Source organism: Staphylococcus sp. Mo2-1 (assembly GCF_046721385.1).
GTDB lineage: Bacteria > Bacillota > Bacilli > Staphylococcales > Staphylococcaceae > Staphylococcus > Staphylococcus equorum_A.
This window is the reverse complement of the sequence record NZ_JBEUUK010000001.1, coordinates 98,099-116,859: the sequence shown is the minus strand read 5'-3', so window position 1 is coordinate 116,859 and position 18,761 is coordinate 98,099. Positions and strand designations below refer to the sequence as shown.

The 18,761-nt window shown below is 31.9% G+C and carries 15 protein-coding genes and 4 pseudogenes; 6 read left to right on the top strand and 13 right to left on the bottom strand.

Annotation, left to right across the window (positions count from 1 at the left end; all coding sequences use genetic code 11):
* Positions 1–45 precede the first annotated feature (45 nt).
* Positions 46–808, bottom strand: a pseudogene (locus ABLV95_RS00515) (MBL fold metallo-hydrolase).
* Between the two features lie 115 nt (positions 809–923).
* Here ABLV95_RS00515 and ABLV95_RS00510 point away from each other — a divergent pair.
* Positions 924–1,331: an Lrp/AsnC family transcriptional regulator gene (locus ABLV95_RS00510; protein ID WP_285323515.1), complete on the top strand. Its 408-nt coding sequence runs from the start codon at positions 924–926 to the stop codon at positions 1,329–1,331.
* Between the two features lie 249 nt (positions 1,332–1,580).
* Here ABLV95_RS00510 and ABLV95_RS00505 read toward each other — a convergent pair whose 3' ends face one another.
* Both ABLV95_RS00505 and ABLV95_RS00500 read right to left on the bottom strand, forming a co-directional pair.
* Entirely contained in the window at positions 1,581–2,690 is a 1,110-nt protein-coding gene (locus ABLV95_RS00505) for a DHA2 family efflux MFS transporter permease subunit (RefSeq protein WP_460876727.1), read from the bottom strand.
* A 25-nt stretch (positions 2,691–2,715) separates the two neighbouring features.
* Positions 2,716–3,018: an MFS transporter gene (locus ABLV95_RS00500; protein ID WP_460876133.1), complete on the bottom strand. Its 303-nt coding sequence runs from the start codon at positions 3,016–3,018 to the stop codon at positions 2,716–2,718.
* A gap of 191 nt (positions 3,019–3,209) precedes the next feature.
* Between ABLV95_RS00500 and ABLV95_RS00495 the strand changes: the two genes are divergently transcribed.
* From ABLV95_RS00495 to ABLV95_RS00485, 3 genes are all read left to right on the top strand, one after another.
* Positions 3,210–3,749 (top strand): TetR/AcrR family transcriptional regulator, encoded by a 540-nt coding sequence (locus tag ABLV95_RS00495; RefSeq protein ID WP_285323514.1) that lies wholly within the window; start codon positions 3,210–3,212, stop codon positions 3,747–3,749.
* 370 nt (positions 3,750–4,119) lie between these two features.
* The gene (locus ABLV95_RS00490; RefSeq protein ID WP_427705412.1) at positions 4,120–5,772 is read left to right on the top strand and encodes a PEP-utilizing enzyme; all 1,653 of its coding nucleotides are present in this window, start codon (positions 4,120–4,122) and stop codon (positions 5,770–5,772) included.
* A 64-nt stretch (positions 5,773–5,836) separates the two neighbouring features.
* Positions 5,837–6,715 carry a PEP/pyruvate-binding domain-containing protein gene (locus tag ABLV95_RS00485; RefSeq protein ID WP_427705414.1) on the top strand — a complete coding sequence of 293 codons (879 nt, stop codon included), beginning with the start codon at positions 5,837–5,839 and terminating at the stop codon, positions 6,713–6,715.
* Positions 6,716–6,921: 206 nt separating this feature from the next.
* On the opposite strand, the gene ABLV95_RS00480 is transcribed toward ABLV95_RS00485, so the two are convergent.
* The 7 genes and pseudogenes from ABLV95_RS00480 to ABLV95_RS00450 form a co-directional block, all read right to left on the bottom strand.
* Complete coding sequence (locus tag ABLV95_RS00480) at positions 6,922–7,488, bottom strand: SGNH/GDSL hydrolase family protein (RefSeq protein WP_460876130.1); 567 nt, start codon at positions 7,486–7,488, stop codon at positions 6,922–6,924.
* Positions 7,472–7,663 carry a hypothetical protein gene (locus tag ABLV95_RS00475; RefSeq protein ID WP_460876128.1) on the bottom strand — a complete coding sequence of 64 codons (192 nt, stop codon included), beginning with the start codon at positions 7,661–7,663 and terminating at the stop codon, positions 7,472–7,474. The genes ABLV95_RS00480 and ABLV95_RS00475 overlap by 17 nt, the downstream gene beginning before the upstream one ends.
* Positions 7,664–7,828: 165 nt before the next feature.
* The gene (locus tag ABLV95_RS00470; protein WP_460876126.1) at positions 7,829–8,809 is read right to left on the bottom strand and encodes a ketoacyl-ACP synthase III; all 981 of its coding nucleotides are present in this window, start codon (positions 8,807–8,809) and stop codon (positions 7,829–7,831) included.
* 256 nt (positions 8,810–9,065) lie between these two features.
* Positions 9,066–10,049 carry an aldo/keto reductase gene (locus ABLV95_RS00465; protein ID WP_427705419.1) on the bottom strand — a complete coding sequence of 328 codons (984 nt, stop codon included), beginning with the start codon at positions 10,047–10,049 and terminating at the stop codon, positions 9,066–9,068.
* Positions 10,050–10,208: 159 nt separating this feature from the next.
* Positions 10,209–10,971 (bottom strand): annotated as a pseudogene (locus ABLV95_RS00460) (SDR family oxidoreductase).
* A gap of 249 nt (positions 10,972–11,220) precedes the next feature.
* The gene (locus ABLV95_RS00455; RefSeq protein ID WP_460876124.1) at positions 11,221–12,297 is read right to left on the bottom strand and encodes a branched-chain amino acid aminotransferase; all 1,077 of its coding nucleotides are present in this window, start codon (positions 12,295–12,297) and stop codon (positions 11,221–11,223) included.
* A 392-nt stretch (positions 12,298–12,689) separates the two neighbouring features.
* Positions 12,690–13,646 (bottom strand): NAD-dependent epimerase/dehydratase family protein, encoded by a 957-nt coding sequence (locus ABLV95_RS00450; RefSeq protein ID WP_460876122.1) that lies wholly within the window; start codon positions 13,644–13,646, stop codon positions 12,690–12,692.
* A 524-nt stretch (positions 13,647–14,170) separates the two neighbouring features.
* On the opposite strand from ABLV95_RS00450, the gene ABLV95_RS00445 reads away from it, so the two are divergent.
* On the top strand, positions 14,171–14,407 hold the full coding sequence (locus ABLV95_RS00445) for a hypothetical protein (protein ID WP_046465040.1): 237 nt from the start codon (positions 14,171–14,173) through the stop codon (positions 14,405–14,407).
* A 103-nt stretch (positions 14,408–14,510) separates the two neighbouring features.
* On the opposite strand, the gene ABLV95_RS00440 is transcribed toward ABLV95_RS00445, so the two are convergent.
* Positions 14,511–14,996 carry an SRPBCC domain-containing protein gene (locus ABLV95_RS00440; RefSeq protein WP_069832574.1) on the bottom strand — a complete coding sequence of 162 codons (486 nt, stop codon included), beginning with the start codon at positions 14,994–14,996 and terminating at the stop codon, positions 14,511–14,513.
* A 419-nt stretch (positions 14,997–15,415) separates the two neighbouring features.
* Between ABLV95_RS00440 and ABLV95_RS00435 the strand changes: the two are divergent.
* Positions 15,416–16,424: pseudogene (locus ABLV95_RS00435) on the top strand (fatty acid desaturase).
* Positions 16,425–16,511: 87 nt separating this feature from the next.
* Here ABLV95_RS00435 and mmuM read toward each other — a convergent pair.
* Both mmuM and ABLV95_RS00425 read right to left on the bottom strand, forming a co-directional pair.
* The gene (gene mmuM / locus ABLV95_RS00430; protein ID WP_460876119.1) at positions 16,512–17,414 is read right to left on the bottom strand and encodes a homocysteine S-methyltransferase; all 903 of its coding nucleotides are present in this window, start codon (positions 17,412–17,414) and stop codon (positions 16,512–16,514) included.
* A pseudogene (locus ABLV95_RS00425) lies at positions 17,415–18,753 on the bottom strand (amino acid permease).
* Positions 18,754–18,761: the final 8 nt, after the last annotated feature.

The window sequence follows — 18,761 nt, the reverse complement described above, 5'->3', positions numbered from 1 at the left end:
TAGTATTCGTATAGTAATTACTTTTTTAGATTTAATTTTTATTATTTAAAAAGTATATTTATCTCCATCGTTTGGTACTTTAAGTTGTGATGAAAATTGGTTTTCTTTTGCGAATTGCTTTAAGTAATCTCTCGAAAGGTTCCAATGATTTACAGCTTCCATATGAATGACGATAATCTCAGAGGATGTCATTAACTTGGCAACTTCATAAATATCATTTTCATCCATAACCAATGAACCCCCCTCATTAAATTGATTATCTCCACCATTAACCACTATAATTTCAGGGCTATAAGTTTTTAAAGTTTTTCCAACTTCATCATACCAAACTGTATCTCCGAGCAATGTATAATGATTTTTCATTATCATGTTGGAATATCAAACCACAGACATTACCTGCACTTTTAACTATATCACCGCGACCGTGTTGACCTGGTGTTTTAATTACTTGGATATCTCCGAATTGATTTGTCTCTTTTAAAGCTTCAACATCTGTGAAACCAACATTTTTCACTTCTTCAGCATCTTCACTGTTCTGCGTGTAAATTTTAATATCTATTGGTAATATTTTTTGAGCTGCTTCATCGAAATGGTCTAAATGTAAATGTGTCAAAATGACTGCATCCACACCTGTAATGATTTCATTTACTGACATAGGTAATTCAACTAAAGGATTATTTTGATCATCTCTAGGTGCATTCGGAAATGGTGGAAATGAGCCTTTTTCTCCCAACATTGGATCTATTAAAAACTTTTTATCTGCATATTCAATAATAAGTGTCGCATTTCTTACATGAGTTATATTCATTACAATTCCTCCTTTATGTGATACTTTTATTCTATTAGTAAAGCCATGAATAATACATAACTTGGTGAAAAAGTTTTGCCGTATTTGCTTGATAAATGAAAAAGGAGTGACTTATATGGCTATCGATAATACTGATAAGATGATTATTAATGAACTTCAACAAAATGCTAAAATTACAATGAAAGATTTGGGTCAAAAAGTTAATTTAACTGGTCAAGCTGTGAACACACGAGTCTCTAAATTAGAAAGTGATGGTGTCATTCAGAACTATACAATTCAAGTGAACCAGGAAAGTTTAGATTGTGCTATTCATGCTTTTATACATATTTACATGAATAAAATATCGCACCAACCTTTTTTAACATTTGTCGATACAAAAGCCATTTATATACTACATAATTACAAAATAATAGGTGATGGTTGTTATTTGCTAGAATGCCGATTCCCTAATAATAAGCACCTGAATACATTTTTAGAAGATCTTAATGTTTTTGCTAACTATAAGATTTCTACTGTTCTTTAAAAAATAAACACAGAGTATAAATTGGAATTCAACAAATACCCTGAGTTAACAATTTTCTAATTGTTTCCTTATGCACTCTTTTTTAAATGTCAGTGATTTTGGCCGACTTCTGACTAGTTAATAAAATACCAACTATGCTCGCGTAAAGTCAGCACAAAAAAAGCGTCAACAAAGTTGAATACTTTGTTGACGCTTTGAGGGACACCTTATTGAAACAAAACGTCTCTTAATCAAGTTCATTTTATAAAATTAGTCTTCCTTTATAGCTTTACTTTCTTTAATCCAAAAGGATAGTACTAAACTGACAACAGCTACTACAATAATGGCAAAGTAAGCAATATTGATACCTTGAATATTTGCTAGAAGCATTAATTGTTCTTGAGGTTTAGATGTACTAGCATGATCGGTAATATAATTGTTTGAACCCATAGTCATAATTGTAACAAGCAATGAGGTGCCAATCGCGCCGACAATTTGTCTGATTGTATTCCATACTGCTGAAGCATGCGCGCTTAATTCTTTTGGTATTACATTTAAACCAGCAGTTTGAATTGGTGTTAAAAGTAAGGCCATGCCAATTCTTCTTCCAGTACTTGCCGCTAATAAATAATAGTAATTCGTGTCTTGTGACAAGTCCATAAAAGGTATTGTTGAGACAATAGTTATGATAACACCTACGATAGTAATCCATTTTGCGCCAAATAAATCATATAATTTACCTGCTATCGGACTCATCGCGACCATTAATACTGCACCAGGAAGCATGAAGACACCTGATTCCATAGCCGAATAGCCAAGTACATTTTGTAAATAGATAGGTAATAAAATCATATCGGCATACATAATAATCGTAACGCCTATATTAATAATATTCGTTAATGTAAATGTGCCGTATTTAAATACTTTTAGATCCAAGAATGGATTTGTAGCTTTCAATTGTCTTACAACAAATAGAATCAGTGAAATAATACCAACTACAAATGAAAACATCACGATATTACTTGTCCATCCCATTTCACCTGCGCTACTAAAGCCATATAATATAAGTGAAAATGCGATTGTTGATAATAACATACTCGTTAAATCAATTTTGTCTTTCTGTGTTTCAGTTACGTTTTCTAGGAAGAAATATCCTAATACAATAACGATAAGTGATACAGGTACTAAAATACCGAATAGTGAATGCCATGACAGTGCATCAATAACATAACCTGAAATAGTTGGTCCAATGGCTGGTGCAGATAATACTGCTAAAGAAACCATACCCATGACCGTACCGCGTTCAGACGGATGATATAAAATCATTACTACACTATACAAGAGCGGAATCATAATGCCTGCCCCTGAGGCCTGAACCATTCTTCCGACTAACAGAAATGTAAAATCAGTAGACATTGCTCGCTATCAATGAACCAAGTAAGAATAAAAACATTGCACTCGTAAATAATTGTTTCGTCGTAAATCGTTTCATTAAAAATGCAGTAATTGGTACCAACACGCCATTGACTAACATATAGGCGGTTGTTAACCACTGCGCTGTAGCCGCTGAAACATTTAAATCTTTCATGACTTCTGGCGTTGCTACACTCATTACAGTTTGATTAAAAGCTGTTAAAAATGTTCCCAAAATTAAAATAGTGATAATTATTTTTTTAGGAAATTTATTTACATTAATTTGATTACTCACTATTAAGACTCCTTCATTTTTAAATTACACTTTGTTGTTTAATTAACAATGAACTATTATAATAGAGTTCAAACGGATAAACAAATTACAAAATATCGTTTTTTGTTGTTTAACTTACCTTTTAAATCATTACGTTTATTAAAGTTTTAATAAAAGACAAAAATCAAAAAATTGTTTGAGGTGCTATATTTATGAAGAAACATGATTTAAGAATAGAAAGAACACGTTACATGCTTAAAAATGCATTAATTGATTTACTAGAAGAAAAAAATGTTGAAAGCATTACAATCAATATGTTAAGTGAGAAAGCAATGATTAATAGAGTTACTTTTTATTCACATTATAAAGATTTAACTGATATGTTAGAGAAACTAGCAATTGAAACAGTGAATACAGTTCGTGAAAATTTATCTGCATATGAAGATGACTCACACAATTGGAACAATCTCATTAATTTTTTAACACACGTACAGAAAGAGAGCCGTCTCTATAAATTGATTTTAGTTTCTAATAAATTACCAGGCTTTAGAAATGAAGTTTTAAATATCATTGAAACAAAAATATATAACGGTATAGAGCAAAGCAAAGATACCAAAAACAAAGATATAAAATTATGGTACGAATCTTCCGCTATCATTGGAACAATTGTATGTTGGTTAAAAGAAGATATGCCCTATACTCCTAAATATTTAGTTGAAAAAATATCAGAAATACATTTCAGTAAATTTTAAACTTCATGAGTCTGGGACATAAATGTCTCATTCTCAAATGGAAAGCTCAATCTATTATTTTTAATGGATTGAATATTAACTGTCTGATCTCTAGTCATCCTTGTGGAGGCGGGAATGTGCAATCAAAATTTGATTGCACATTCCCGCCTTTTCTTCTTTTTAAATCTTTTTAAAACTTTAAAAGTTATGACACTTAATAGACTTTATTTATTAAGTGTTGATTGAATAATATATTTTTACCTGTTAATATAATTTATACATTGTTAAATAACAAACACTTTGTAGTTTAAAGAGTGAGCAATTAACTTTTGCAAAACACTTTAAATCATGTTGTTACCAGAATGTATTTTTTATATTAGGAGGAATTTTTGTGAAAACTAAAGTGATAGATAACTATAAACAGCTGATGCAGTTAACAGATAATGATAAAAAAGAAGGGTATTGGGAACAAACTTCAATCCTCTCAGATACTATTAAGCCTTTATTTGCTTCATTTCTATATGAAGTCCAAGGTTCAATAAATCAATCTTTAGAACAATTCAAAGCGGCTGTTCCCGCTATTAAAACGAGATTTGAAAATAGTCATATTTATATGAAACGTGAGCCTATCGAATATGACATTAATGAACGACACAACCAATTTTTAAGTATTGTACAGCCTATATATCCAGAATTAAACACACGCTTTCAGAATGTGCTAGAAACCTTCTTTTTTCCATTTTTTGAAAAAATAGATTATATGTTGGAGCAAGAAGTTACCTTTGATAGTGCGCAAACAATGCTCGACTACGTCATGGACATGTATCCTAAATCATTTACTTACCAATCAGAAATCATGTTACCTCATCACCAACTACATAAAGATTTGGAAAAACTTTATGCACAAGCAACTGATGATAAAGATGTCACTATTATTTATGACATGCTCATTGGCGTGTGGAATAAATCATTAGAAATAGATAAAGCACTTTCCAAACTATCACAACAAGTGAAAGAAGATGAAGATCTTAAGTTAAAATTCCAAACTGTTAAACCCACAGAACTATTAAATCACTTACATGAGATACCATCAGGAAGAAAATTCGAAAAAGATTTTCAAAAGTTCTTAAGTAACTATGGTAATAAAACCGTAAGATCAAGAGTATTAACAGATCAAACTTGGTTTGAAAAACCTTCCATACCTTTAACGACAATTGCTAGTTATATCAGTAGTAATGTAAATGTAGAACAACGTTTCCAAAAAGCTATAGAAACAAGAGTGCACAAATACGAAGCAGTCTTATCTTCTATACCAGAAGGTACAACAAAAGAACAATTTAAAACACATTATCAATGGGCACTAGATGCATCCAATCTTGATGATGACCACCACTTTTATATGGATGAAATGCCAACAGCAAAGACACGTTTATTACTCTTGCATCTAAGTAATTTCTTAGTGAATCAACAGATAATCAATGAAACTGAAGATATTTTTTATTTATATTTAGATGAACTTCAAGAAGTTCTAAAACATCCCGAACCACTAACAGAAATGATTTCCGAAAGAAAATTAGAGTATCAACATAATATAAATGAACAAAGTCCTTCATATTATGGCACCCCACCTGCTCATAATGAAAAAAACCTAGATATTATTTCTGAAAGAGCTACTGGCGACGCTTCAAACAATGAAGAGACAAACACTTCTCCTTCTGGATATATTAAAGGGCTAGCTGGTTCTAAAGGTATATATACAGGTGCTGTAAAGATAATTAATAATGAAGATGAATTTAATAAACTTGAAGATGGTGATATTCTTGTAACACATATGACTACGCCAGCTTGGTCTGTTCTATTTTTAAGAGCAGGAGCCATTGTGACAAATGTTGGAGGCATACTATCTCATCCAGGGATTAATGCACGTGAATATCAAATACCCGCAGTACTTGGGACTAAAAATGCTACGAGTGAGTTGAAAGATGGAGATATCGTGACTGTTGAAGGCACAAATGGGTGCGTAAAAATTGATGAGAGAGTGTAAATTTTTTATTGCTAGCTACGCTTTATAAAAATTTAAATATATAAAACACAAAGAGGGTTAACATATGTATACTCAGACGTTCGACAACGCAGAAAATATAACAAATTCTATAGGATCAAAGGCACTTAATTTAGTTAAACTTAAGCAAGCAAATTGGCCAGTACCAAATGGTTTTATTATTTTACCAAATACTTTCCAACAATTTGTTGAGTTTAATAAAATATCGCTTCATGATAGTAATATTCGTCAAAAAATTATTGAAGGTGAGCTACCTGAAAATACTCACTGTGAAATTATAGATGCTTTCAATTTAATTAAGAAAAACTTCAATGCAGTTGCTGTACGTTCATCCTCTAGCGCTGAAGATTTAGACAATGCTTCATTTGCAGGACAATATGAAACATACCTAAATGTTCAAACTAAAGAAGATCTTATTCAGAAAATCAAATTATGTTGGGCCTCTATTTTTTCAGAACGCGTCCAAAGTTATCTTAATACAATGGCTGTTGATACAAATAACTTATCTATGAGTGTTGTGATACAAGGACTTCTCATTCCTGAAACGTCTGGCGTTATTTTTAGCCAAAATCCAATTACTGATAATTTAAATGAATGTATAATCAATGTGAGTTATGGGTTAGGAGAAAGTATCGTATCAGGTATGGTTACGCCTGATACTTTTATTGTAAATAAATCCACTTTTGAAATAGATAAACAACTTGGGTTAAAAGAAATAAAAATGCTTGCTAGTGAAGAAGGTATATCTGAAGTCGAAACCACTGAAACGGAAAAAAACACTTATTGTATTAATGATTACATTGCGCAAGAATTAGCAAAGTATACTCAAAAATTAGAATCATCCTTTGGTTACCCTGTTGATATAGAATTTGGTATCCAACAAGATGAAATTTATATTTTACAAGTTCGTCCAATTACTACTTGAAATTAAATTTTATATTCAAGTTACTATGGTTATTAGTCGTTCTGTCCACATAAAAGGCACTACAAGTTTATAAACTGATTGCTCCCTTCAAAGTAGACACTTAAAAAGTGAAAACTTTGGAGGGTGTTTTTTGTATCTCGTAAATTTTAAGTTGAAAAACATTAGAAAAAATAGCAAAAAATAATCTTTATTTTTAAAGGTGTCTCTTAATCATTTAATATATCATTAAGCTTTTCAGAGAATATTGGTGTATACAAATATCGATAACCCTTTTGCGTTGGGTGAGCATCGTCCGCCATCATCGTGTTGTCATCTTTAGCTAGTTTATTTATTCTCTTGTCTCCCCATACATTAATAATATGAATATCCCATTTATTTTTTATTTCTAATAGTTTGTTAATCAAAAATTCATAATAAGGGTCTTTATCACGTATACAAGTATAAAATATAATAGGACAATCCCAATTTTCTTTAACATACGAAATAATAAATTCGATGGCACCTATGGTTGTTTCCGTATCAAAATCATTAATACTATAAGATTCACTGATTGATCCTATAGGTTTGTTGAATCTTCCGTCATTTGTGGATAACTGACATACAAAGCCATCTAATATATTTTCTGTAGAAACCTTACTTTTTAATCTTTCTACATAACTTGAATTTTGTTTACCGACTAATGTCGTTCCTGATTGAGCTTCTTTAATTGTATCCACACCATATTCTTTATTTAAAAATTCTACAAATGAGTTTCCTTTAGATGCAAGCACCATAAGTAATTGAAGAACCTAAAAACAATATTCTTTTATTATTCAAATTACTGTTTTTATCTAAATAACTTTCATTTGGTTCAAATTCATCTTTGTTACCTTTAATAATATTCGGTGTATTTTTGATTAAAGAGATTAATGTGCCTGTCCCCTGCAAAATTGTTCTGAGTTTATTCATCTTTATGCCCCCTAGGCATCATGCAGTTTGTTTATTGAAAATTAATAATACAACTGTAAAATTATTTAAGTAAAAAATAAAAATTTAACTAGCTTGTTATTTTAATCTGGTGTTCCTAAGACGATAATGTTCTTTTTATATTTAAAAATTTTTTGAGAGGCGCTTCTAGATTGTCCATCTGATTAAAGTTGATGCGTAAGCTAAGCCACCACCAAATCCAACTAATAAAATTAAATCGCCTTTTTTCAATTTATTCTCTTTAACTGCTAAGTCTATAGATAGAGGAATCGTAGCAGATGACGTATTGCCATAGTATTTAAGGCTCATCAATGCTTTCTCTTTTTCTATACCAGATTTATCACAAATTGATTCTATCATTCTAGCGTTAGCACTATGTGGGGCAAACCAATCTAAATCTTCTTTATTGATATCTGCTTTATTTAGAGTCTCATCAATAATTTTTGGTACATGACCAACTGCCCATTTATAAACACCACGGCCATTTTGAACAATATAACCTGGATTTTCTAAATCCTCATCAAACATTGCATCAGACAATTCTGAGCAATATAAGTTATGTCCTTTATCACCATCTGATCCAGCACTACTTGCTATAAAACTAGTGTCGTCTTCACTATATTCTACTAAAAAAGCGCCTGCCCCATCACCAAATAATATACACGTATTACGATCTGTGTAGTCAGTAATTTTTGATAATGTTTCTGACCCAATAACCAATACTTTTTTATTTTGTCCGGAAGTAATGAGCCCATTCGCTATATTAAGTCCATATGCAAATCCAGCACACGCGACGTTAATATCCAGTGCACCCGCATTTTTCAAACCTAGTTTAGCTTGCACGTAAGATGCGACACTTGGCGTTTTATAATCTGGTGTTAATGTTGCATTTACAATCATATCTACATCTTTTAAATCTACTTGATATTTCTCTTGTAGATCAAGAATTGCTTTATAGCTGATATCACTTGTATACTCATCTTCATTTGTAATTCTTCTTTCTACAATACCAGTTCTTTGTTGTATCCATTCATCTGAAGTCTCTACAATTTTTTCAAAATCTTGATTATCCATGACTTTTTCTGGTACATATGAACCTTGTGCAGTTATTTTGGCAAGTGAACGCATCTAAACAAATCCTTTCATTGAATTTTTATTTAATTATAATATTTTATATTATTCATAATACTATTTTTATTTGTGAAATAAAATGATTTTACAATAAACTATTAGTGTAATTACATTTTTACATAAGCCATTTAATACAAAAAGGGAGTGGGGAAAGAAATCTAATTTTTCTAATAAGATTTCGTCGTCCCACCCCGGAAAGAATGACTAGAATAAGTGCATTTTCAATTCAGTCAGCCACTGCCAATTTAATTTATTAATAAGTACCCATGATAGAATCTTCGACTTTTTCTTTGTAAAAGTTTTTAATTTTTAGCTTTTCGTCCTCTGTGAAAGATTTAGTATCTAATGCCTCTAAATTTTGTTTCACTTGTGTCACATTTCTAAAACCTGGATTAATGCAAGATATTTCTTTAGCATCTAAAATCCATCTTAATGCCGCACTTGCCATAGAAGGTCGCCCTTCTTTAATCCATGTTAGTTGATCAGATAATTCTACCCCTTTTTGAAAACCTAGTCCTGAAAATGTTTCGCCTACATTAAAAGCTTCCCCATTTTCATTGAATTTACGATGATCATCTTCAGCAAATTGAGTTTTCGCTGTAAATTTTCCTGTCAACAATCCACTTGCAAGTGGCACTCTCGTAATGATACCTACACCTTGTTGGTAAGCTTTAGGAATTAATTCCTCTAATGGTTTTTGGCGGAACATATTAAAAATAACCTGCAAGCTTGCTACATTAGGATATTCTAAACATATTAAACCTTCTTCAACTGACTCAACACTCACCCCATAATGTCTTATGAGACCTTCTTCTTTTAATTGGTCTAATACTTTAAACACACTGCCTTCTTTTAAAATTTCAGTAGCAGGGCAATGGATTTGAAACAAATCTATTGTATTTCTGTTTAATCGACGCAGACTGTCTTCACAGTATGATTTTACCGTTTCATAACTATAATTTTGTGGGTCAGCAATATCTCCTTGTCGACAGAATTTTGTTGCAATATAAATTTCATCTTCTTTGCCTGCAGTCGCCTTGGCTAATAATTCTTCACTATGACCGTCTCCATAGACATCAGCTGTATCAAAGAAATTCACGCCTTGATTAATTGCATACTCTAAAGCACTTAATGCATCTTCATCATTTGTTTTACCCCAGGCACCACCTATTGCCCATGTACCAAAACTAACTTCACTGATCATCATGCCCGTATTACCTAACTCGCGATATTTCATAAAATTTTCCTCCCCTTAAAATTAAAAATAGCTTACCATTTCTATTTATATACTTAATTACATTTTTATATACTTCTATGTTTTACACATGTTCTTTACCCTTTATTCGCAAAAATAATAAACATTTACTGTTAATTTATATCTTTATATAAATTAAAGTTATATTGTATTTTTCAAAGTATGATACATTTCTTCTGTATAATCATCTAATGCTTCTTTTGACATTTGAAGGCGTTTTTTAGATGAGCCATATCCAATTTCATTCTTTCCTTGAACTAAACCATCAAAAATTTCATTAATAAAATCCACAGGATCCGCACCAGAAGTATGAATATTCTCCCCGCCTAAATCAGTATTTACTGCGGGAGGAATAACCTCATAAACACTTGTATTTGTGTTCGACAATTGATGTCTTAAACTAACTGTAAATGAATGTACTGCAGCTTTGGTCGCTGAATAGATTGGCGCAATTGCCATAGGTGAGAAAGCAAGTCCCGAAGAAACATTAATTATATTTGAATTTGTTGTTTTATCAGAAAAGTATTGGCTAAATAATGTTGAAAGTTGAACCGTTGCTTCAAAATTGGATTTTATTTCTGTATTTAAGTTCTCCCAATTCGTTGTAGCATTGGTTTTTAAAATATCAAAACGGTTTTGGATACCGAGCATTATTTACGAGTACGTTAATATCTGAATAATTTTGAATTACCCAATGATATAAATCCAAACGTTCTTCAGCACTAGATATATCACATTTCTTCGTTGTTATTTCTGGAAATTGTTCTTGAATACTTTTTAATTTTTCAGTATTACGTCCACATATAATAATTTTATTATCATTTTCATAAAACTTTTTAGTGAACTGAAGTCCTATACCAGAAGCACCACCAGTGATAAGTATTGTATTATTCTTTATATCCATTTTGCACACTCCTCTACATAAGTTTAATCAGTGTAGTCGTTTTTTAAGCATACGTCTAACAATAAAATTTGTTTAGGAAAATGCGAAATATCATATTCTATCGTATCTAAATGGAGACAAAAATAAGCTTTCCAAGTATGGCTGACACAAACATCATATATTGAAAATCAGACAAAACAATTTGAATGACTAGATATATAAAACATAAAAGGCGCTTCTTTTAAAAAAGAAGCGCCTTTTGGTTAGCTATTAATATCTTGGTACTACGACTCTCCAACCTTGTGGGTCTTCAAGTTTACCGCTTTGGATACCAGTGTAGTTGTTATATAAGTCTTGCGTGATTTTACCAGTTTCATTATTATTAATCACAATTTCAGTTTCGCCATATTTCAATTGGCCTACTGGAGAAATAACTGCCGCAGTGCCTGTACCGAATACTTCAGTTAATTCACCTTTATTATGTGATTCAATCAATTCATCAATCGATACACGACGTTCTTCAACTTCATAGCCTAAATTGCCAGCTAATTCAATGACTGTTTTACGTGTGATACCAGGTAAAATACTACCATTTAATTCTGGCGTTACAAGTTTGCCATTCTCTACGAAGAAGATGTTCATACTACCTACTTCTTCTACATATTTTTGCTCTACACCATCTAACCAAAGTACTTGGTCGTAACCTTGTGCAGAAGCATTTGTTTGTGCTAATAAACTTGCCGCATAGTTACCTGCAACTTTAGCGTGACCTACGCCACCGCGAACAGCACGTACATATTCATCTTCTACATAAATCTTAGTTGGGCTTAATGACTCGCCACCATAATAAGAACCTGATGGTGATAAAATGATAAGTAATTTATAAGAGTATGAAGGACGTACGCCTAATATGCCTTCAGTCGCGAAAACGTACGGGCGTATGTAAAGTGATTGACCTTCACCCTCAGGTACCCAGTCACGTTCGATATCTACTAATTGTTTTAGACCTTCTAAAACAACTTCTTCATCAACTTTCGGCATATCTAAACGTGATAAAGAGTCATTAATACGTTTAAAGTTCTCAGACGGACGGAATAAATCAACATCGCCATCATGTTTATATGCTTTTAAGCCTTCAAATACAGCTTGCCCATAATGAAGTGCTTGAGTCGCTGGAGAAAGTTCAATTGGACCATAAGGCACAATCTTTAAATCATGCCATCCTTGATCAATATCGTAGTCGAAACTTAACATATAATCTGTGAAGTATTTTCCAAAACCTAAACCACTTGGATCCGGTTTTTCTTTAAGTGTTTCTCGTTGTACAAATTCAATTTTTTCTGACATGATTTTTTCCTCCTAATGCTATTTCCTAAAGTATTACTTTAAATTATACCAATCCACAGGGCACTGTTCAATAATTTTCAAATAATTTCAAATATACTAAAAATGCACACGATTTATTTTTAAAAGTATTTTGTGATTAATAATATCTCAACTTGTCTATAAAACACCCGAATATCAACAATACCTATGCACATATTGATAAATGGTTTGTTATTTTTGGTTTTAAAAAAGGCAGAGATTTGAGCCAACCCTAACTCGTTAATAAAACACGAGCCAAATACTACAGGATGAAGCTGTGCCGTGGAAAACGTGCACAAAAAATGTCAACAAAGCCTGAGACTTTGTTGACACTCTGAGCCCCACTACTGTATGAATGAGGGCTTTAGGTTAGATTATCTTACTGTTTCTTTATCTTCGATAGCCTTTAACATCGTTTGAGTCATTTTAGTTAAATCATATTGCGGATTAAATCCCCATTCTGCGCGTGCACAGCTAACATCTATACTATTTGGCCAACTATTAGCGATAGACTGTCGTACTGGATCCACATCATATTCCAATTGGAACTCTGGATAAAATTCTTGAATCGCTTCTTTTACCATTTCTGGTTCAATACTCATTGCACTTAAATTATATGCATTACGATTAATTAATTTAACGCCGTCCGCTTCCATAAGTTGAATGATGGCATCTATTGCATCTTCCATATACATCATATCCATATATGTGCTTTTTTCGATAAAGCTAGTATAATGACCTTCTCTCACAGCTTTAAAATAAATATCTACCGCATAGTCTGTCGTACCGCCACCTGGTTCTTTTATATGGGAAACTAAACCTGGGAATCTTACACTGCGTGTGTCGACACCAAATTTGTTGAAATAATACTGACATAATAACTCGCCGACGACTTTATTCACTCCATACATAGATGTTGGTCGTTGAATCGTTACTTGCGGTGTATTTACTTTAGGTGTTGAAGGTCCAAATGCGCCAATTGAACTTGGTGTAAAGAATTGTAATTTGTATTCACGTGCTGTTTCTAAAGCGTTCATTAAACCACCCATATTTAAATCCCAAGCAAATAATGGATTCTTTTCAGCAACGCCTGACAATAACGCCGCCATATGCATCATTGTATCTGGCTTAAATGTCTCCACTAACTCAAACATACGCGCTTTATCAGTAACATCTAATATTTCAAACGGCCCATCTACAATCGCTGAATCTGTTTCTGGTTGTTTAATATCTGTAGCTAAAACATTATCATTTCCATATAACATTCTACATTTCACTACGAGTTCAGTTCCAATTTGTCCTAAAGCACCTGTAATCATAATTTTTTTCATATTTCTATCTCCCCTTGTGCATTACAGAAACTGTAATGTTTTCCTCGTGCGTACACAGTCCTTATTTCCAACTAAATTATACAATAAAAGCGCTTCATTGTATACATTGAGTGTACACTTTTTATATATTTTATTTTGTTAAATTTAAAAATGCGCTTATTTCAAGGTCGTAAAAGCGCATACCCTTTAGAATTAAATTATTTCAAATGTAAAAACCCCCTTGCTAACATTAATAGCGAGGGGGTTAGTGCATCAATGTACAAAACTTTTGCCAATATCGTTTTAATCACTTTAGCAATGAAAATAAAAGCGTCTTATAAACTATATTATTAGATTGAACGCACTGTATAATTGAGTTCCGTACATTAGCTATGCAAACATAGTATTTAGTATCTTGTTAATATAGATGCCTCGGTCCCTATACACCTTCACAAAATTTACTTCAATAACAAGTACTTTAATGTATATTTTGAACAATAACTGATATTATTAACAAATAAATATGCAGTGAGAGGGATGACATAATGACTTATTTAATCATTATTTTATTCGCTGTTTTAATCATGTCATTAGTTTTAAGTTATTTTTGTTTCAAAGAAAGTAAAGCTGAAATTGACCAAAGTAAACAAGCGAAACGTAGTGAAAACGAAAGAATAGGTGTAAAACAACAGTCACATAAAGTATTAACCTTAGGCATCGTGTTACTTGTTTTCAGTGTTCTCGTTTTAATAGGTATTATTTGGATTCTAATAGCAATGTAGGTTCATTTATCTAAACTTGAAATGATTTGAATATCCAAATATATTTAAAAGACGACCTTTTGTTTATAAGATCGTCTTTTTTGTATGCAATAAATAGCTCTTTTTACTTTTCATTTTCTAGCTTTAATTGCGCTTCAATAGTTTCATTCTTACTATCAAAATCATAATCTTGAGAATTTAGCGGTTTTCCTGTTTCTGCAATACTTTTTATACTTTCCATATGGAATTGCCAACCCGCAAAATCTAAGATGATGTGCGGAAATTCAAATGGTAAATATTCAATAAATGTAAGTTCCGTTTGCTGATTCTTTCTATTTAATTCAAACTTCACAGTACCAATGTCCCATGTAAAGCCAACAACCTTATTTTCTTCAAAATGTGTGATTGTCATTTCTAAATCATCTTCTTCCTCTAAATGAAAATACATTTTGCCATGCACTTCACGTGTTTCAAATGACAGTTGCGGAAACCATTGCTGTATGCCTTCAGTAGTACTCAGATAATTAAATATTGCTTCCTTATCTGCATCTATATTTATTTTCAATGTTTGATAAACTCCTTGTCCATCTTTTGAATACTGTGCTTCCATGTTTAAAGTTCCCCTCTCAATTTAAAAACCATTTAAGAAAACTGAAATTTGTAATCTTCCATGATAATTTATCTATGTTTATTTAATACATTTTACCCTTTTCCGTTATAAAATATTACTAATTTACATATATTTATTATATGTCTTAACAAAATTTAATATGGGTAAGAAAAACTGAAATGGCGCTATCCATGACCATTTAATTATCTGCAACAGCAAATTTAATTTACCTATGTTTTTCTCTTCAATCCCTTATTAGACGCATCTTTTGCGTTTTCAAATTTCTCATTATTTTAAATTTTTCAATTTTTTTGTATAAATGTTTGTAAATCGCTCTCTATTTATATACACTTAGTGAAATACTGGTGAGAGTATGTACTCTATTTTCAACTTATTCAGTAAAAGAAAGTTAGGTGTATATGGAAAAAGATAAGAAAAAGATGTTGAACAAAATGGTAAAACCTTTCGCAAAAACAAACTACACGAAAAGTACAATACAAATTATAAATACATTACTTCCCCTTATTGCAATTTTAGTAGTAAGTGGACTTTTATATAATGTGCATTGGTCATTAGCAATTATTAGTAGTATATTCGCATCAATATTTTTAATTAGAACTTTCATCATTTTTCACGATGCTTGTCATGGATCATATTTAAAAAAACAAAAGCACAATGATTTACTCGGAAACGTAACTGGTTTCCTTACACTCTTCCCTTATAGAAAATGGCGTAGAGAACATTTAATTCACCATGCTCGGTAGTGGTAATCTAGAAAAACGTGGTATCGGTGATATCTGGGTTATGACGGTAGAAGAATATACAGAAGCATCTAAATTCCAACGTTTAACGTATAGAATTTATCGTAATCCACTTGTCATGTTTGTATTAGGACCGTTTTTCTTAGTATTTATTTCTAATCGATTTAATTCAAAAGACGCTAAAAAGAAAGAACGCATCAACACTTGGATGAACAATATTTTATTATTAGTCGTATACGGTGGTCTAATTTATCTATTAGGCGTAGGTCATTTCTTTGCAGTATTTGCACCAATGATCTTCATTGTCGGCATGTTAGGTATTTGGTTGTTTTACATCCAACATACATTTGAAGATTCTTATTTCGAAGAAGCTTCTGAATGGGACTATGTAAAAGCGACCATCGATGGTAGTTCATACTATAAATTACCAAAAGTTCTACATTGGGTTACAGGAAACATAGGTTATCATCATGTACATCATTTGAATCCTAGAATTCCAAACTACTCTTTAGAGGAAACTCATGAAACTGTTACACCACTGCATCATGCAACATCTATTACGCTTAGAGAAAGTCTGACATCGTTAAAATTCAAATTATATGATAAAAGTCATAAACGCTTTATCACTTTCAAAGAATTTTCACTTAGAAATAAACAACCATCATAAACATTTAATATTCAAATAAACAATAAAGGAGAAATGCTTGTTAACCCAAGCACTTCTCCTTTTCTTATTTTGAAACTTTATTTTTGGTTAACTCATGCTATATTTAATCTTTTTAATGTCCTCTGGTGTTGTTTGACAACAGCCCCCTATAATTTGAACACCTTCCACTAACCACTTCGGAACTTGTTCAATAATTTCATCACTGTTAGCATTATTTTCCCATTCTTTGCTATCCGCATTATAATGAGAACCTCCATTAGGATATAGCGCAATTGTCTGACTCAAACTAGCTAATCCTTTGTCCAATGATCGATTGATTCCTTTAACTGAAGAACAATTAATACCAAAAATAGGAATAATAGATTGCTTATCTTTTATATAATCAATCAGCTGCTCAAAATCTGTTCCATCTGATAAATTTCCTGTGTCATCGACAGTTACAGAGAGCCAAAATGTTTGCTCCTCTGTATAACTCGGTATAATATTTTCTACAATTGCTTGAATCTCTTCAAAATTAGGAACAGTTTCAAACACAAAATCATTTATTCCTCTTGAAATCAAAGCGTTTATACGTTGTTCATGAAATTTAAAATAAGCTTCTTGGCTTATTTTATAATCCCCTGTATATTCAGAGCCATCGCTTAAATATGCACCATATGGACCTAAACTACCTACAACCACTTGATTATTATTTGTTGCATCCATAACTTGCTCTACCGCTACTGTAAAAAGGCCATCAATTTCCTCATCCCGCATCCCTATATCTTTAAATGTTTGGTAACTTGCTTGATATGTACTTGTTAAAATAATGTCGGCACCCGCATTTGTAAAACCTTGATGTGCTTGCTTTATTTTAGTTGGTTGATGTCTAAGTACTTCACTAGACCATAACGAAGAATTCAAATTACAACCAGCTTGTTCTAATGTAGTTGCTAGTCCGCCATCTAAGACAATTGGAGATTGTGTTTTTACTTTTTCTAACAGTCTCATCTATACTCCTCTTTTCTTATTAAATTTAATAAAGTAATAAATTAACGCAATCGCCGCAAATGGTAGCCCGAAATAAAGTGCAGGTGCTTGATTAGAATCAAAAAGCATTCCAACACAAGAAACTAAGCATAATATAAACCCAATAATTGGAATCGATTGATGTACTTTTAAGCTTTGGTCAATTTTTTTAGCATTAAAATATGCAATACAGATACTCATCCACACGATAACAACTGCTAAACCAGCAATTGAAACTAGAATTACATATAATGAATCTGCTACATACACGCTAGAAAGTAAAGCCAATAAGCCACCAATCATGCTAAATAATGTTGCATTCACTGGCATATGATGTTTATTTAGCTTTCCAAACCATTTAGGAAATACACCTTCATTCGATAAACTCCAAATCATTCTGCTCGCGAGCATATAATCCTGAATTAGCTGCAGATAACAAAGCTGTTATAATCACTAAATTCATAATGTCGCCCGCATAAGGGATTCCCATTTTCTGAAAAATAACAACAAATGGACTTTCTAATGACTTCCCTTGATAGCTCGGTATTAAAATAGAAATAATAACCATTGTACCTATAAAAAAGATAATAAGACGCCATAACGTTGCTCTAATCGCTTTTGGTATTACTTTTTCAGGATCCTCTGTTTCACCAGCGACAATGCCGATTAATTCAGTGCCACTAAATGCATAATTCACAGCTAGCATTGTTAAAAACACAGAACCAATACCATTAGGAAAAGTAGGATTTGTATATCTATGTGCAATTGTGTTTAAACCTTCATAACCATCGTAGTGAATAAATCCGATAATTACCAAAAGACCTAAAATAATAAATACGATAATCGCAATAACTTTCACTAAAGAAAAATAAAATTCAACTTCTGCATAAAAACGTGTCGATATAATGTTAAATAATAAAATTAATATAATTGCAATCGTAGCAAAAATATAAACCGGGGTTTCAGGCATCCATTTCTGCATCAAAATACCCACTGCTGTAAATTCAGAACCTAATGCTACGGTCCAAGTTAACCAATAAAACCATGCTACGATATATCCAACAGATGGATGAATGTAAAGACTTGCATATGTATGAAATCCACCTGTAACAGGATGTTTAATTGCTAATTGACCTAGACATAACATAACGAGATAAACTAAAATCGAACCAATTAAATAAGATAGTACCGTTCCAAATGGACCTGCTTGTTGCAAAGTATATCCAGAACTTAAAAATAACCCTGTTCCAATAACACCACCAAAGCTAAGTAACATAAGATGACGTTGTTTCATTGCACGTTTAAATGATGGTTGTTCCATTAATGTTC

Coding starts and splice junctions, on each gene's coding strand:
- ABLV95_RS00470 (WP_460876126.1), bottom strand. CDS start 8,809: ATGCGTTCACTTGCCAAAATAACTGCACAAGGTTCATATGTACCAGAA.
- ABLV95_RS00495 (WP_285323514.1), top strand. CDS start 3,210: ATGAAGAAACATGATTTAAGAATAGAAAGAACACGTTACATGCTTAAA.
- ABLV95_RS00510 (WP_285323515.1), top strand. CDS start 924: ATGGCTATCGATAATACTGATAAGATGATTATTAATGAACTTCAACAA.
- ABLV95_RS00485 (WP_427705414.1), top strand. CDS start 5,837: ATGTATACTCAGACGTTCGACAACGCAGAAAATATAACAAATTCTATA.
- mmuM (WP_460876119.1), bottom strand. CDS start 17,414: ATGAGACTGTTAGAAAAAGTAAAAACACAATCTCCAATTGTCTTAGAT.
- ABLV95_RS00445 (WP_046465040.1), top strand. CDS start 14,171: ATGACTTATTTAATCATTATTTTATTCGCTGTTTTAATCATGTCATTA.
- ABLV95_RS00480 (WP_460876130.1), bottom strand. CDS start 7,488: ATGGTGCTTGCATCTAAAGGAAACTCATTTGTAGAATTTTTAAATAAA.
- ABLV95_RS00475 (WP_460876128.1), bottom strand. CDS start 7,663: ATGAATAAACTCAGAACAATTTTGCAGGGGACAGGCACATTAATCTCT.
- ABLV95_RS00440 (WP_069832574.1), bottom strand. CDS start 14,996: ATGGAAGCACAGTATTCAAAAGATGGACAAGGAGTTTATCAAACATTG.
- ABLV95_RS00455 (WP_460876124.1), bottom strand. CDS start 12,297: ATGTCAGAAAAAATTGAATTTGTACAACGAGAAACACTTAAAGAAAAA.
- ABLV95_RS00505 (WP_460876727.1), bottom strand. CDS start 2,690: ATGGTTCAGGCCTCAGGGGCAGGCATTATGATTCCGCTCTTGTATAGT.
- ABLV95_RS00450 (WP_460876122.1), bottom strand. CDS start 13,646: ATGAAAAAAATTATGATTACAGGTGCTTTAGGACAAATTGGAACTGAA.
- ABLV95_RS00465 (WP_427705419.1), bottom strand. CDS start 10,049: ATGAAATATCGCGAGTTAGGTAATACGGGCATGATGATCAGTGAAGTT.